We start from the raw sequence: 1322 nt of genomic DNA, 5'->3' as shown, positions 1-1322 counted from the left end.
GCGGTGATGGCCGAGACGCGCGCGCTGCGCGAATGCACCGGCTTCGCCCCCACGCTGGAGGCCGGCCGCAGCGTCCTGTTCACGCACGACATCGCGGACGTTCCCGTCACCGTCGCCTGGGGAACGCGCGACCGGCTGCTGCTGCGGCGCCAGGGCGTCCGGGCCAAGAAGGTCATCCCCGGGGCCCGGCTGGTACGGCTGCCCGGCTGCGGGCACGTGCCCATGAACGACGACCCGGCCCTGGTGGCCAGAGTCATCCTGGACGCCACGCGCTGAACGGACCCCGCCCGGCCCCCGGGCCGGGCGGGACCCGGGGAACCCTCTCTGACCTGCACGGATATCATCGGGTGGACCGCCCGTTGGGCAGTCAACGCACCAGGAGAGCCCCATGCCGTCCGTCCGGCCCCGCGTCCTCTACGTCACCGACCTCGCCTACCCGGCGAAGGGGCGCAGATACTGCGACGAGGACATCCTCCTGTCCTCCCGGCTGCGCGAGGACTTCGACGTGGCGCTGTGCCACCCGCTCGACGCCGCCGCCCTGATGGACGGCTTCGACGCGGTCGTGGTGCGCAACAGCGGGCCGGTGCTGCACTACCAGGAGGCCTACGACGACTTCGCCCGGCAGGCGGAGCAGGGCGGCGTGCTCGTCTACAACCAGCTCACGGGCCGGGCCGACATGGCCGGCAAGCAGTACCTGCCGGACCTCAGCGCCGCGGGCTACCCCGTCATCCCGACCGCCGACCGCGCCGAGGACGCCGGCCGCCTGCCCGACGTGGCCGAGTACGTGGTCAAGCCCAAGCTCGGCGCCGACTCCATCGGCCTGCGCTTCGTCCCGCGCGAGGAGCTCGCGGACGTCGACTACGACGGCGTCCTCGTCCAGCCCCGCATCCACTTCCGCTACGAGGTCTCGTTCTACTTCGTCGACGACGCCTTCCAGTACGCCCTCCACGCACCCGACCCCGCCCGGCGCTGGGCCCTCGAACCGTACGAGCCCACCGCCGAAGACCTGGCCTTCGCGCAGCGCTTCATCGACTGGAACGGCATCGAGCACGGCATCCAGCGCGTGGACGCCTGCCGCACCCCGGAGGGCGATCTCCTGCTGGTCGAGCTGGAGGACCTCAACCCCTACCTGTCCCTCGACCTCGTCGCCCCGCGGACGCGCGACGCCTTCGTCGACGCACTCAAGGCCTCGCTGCACCGGCTGATCGGAAACAGCGCCCCGTAGCCCCCGCGGTCACCGGCGCCGGCCGGGCGGCGGATCCTGGCCCTCGGCCCGCAGCCAGGCCGTCACCTCGCCGGGCCCCGCACCGCCCGCCGGCGGC

General features: G+C 73.1%; 2 protein-coding genes. Both read left to right on the top strand.

Annotation, left to right across the window (positions count from 1 at the left end; all coding sequences use genetic code 11):
* A partial coding sequence (locus tag V7793_RS37655) for an alpha/beta fold hydrolase (protein WP_336014249.1) occupies nt 1-276 on the top strand: 276 nt, incomplete at its 5' end.
* 112 nt (nt 277-388) lie between these two features.
* Nucleotides 389-1225 (top strand): hypothetical protein, encoded by an 837-nt coding sequence (locus V7793_RS37650; protein ID WP_336014248.1) that lies wholly within the window; start codon nt 389-391, stop codon nt 1223-1225.
* Nucleotides 1226-1322 lie beyond the last annotated feature (97 nt).

Source organism: Streptomyces sp. KLMMK (genome assembly GCF_036961605.1).
GTDB classification, from domain to species: Bacteria; Actinomycetota; Actinomycetes; order Streptomycetales; family Streptomycetaceae; genus Streptomyces; species Streptomyces telluris.
The sequence above is the reverse complement of the archived record's forward strand: the minus strand, read 5'-3'. Positions and strand labels throughout refer to the sequence as shown.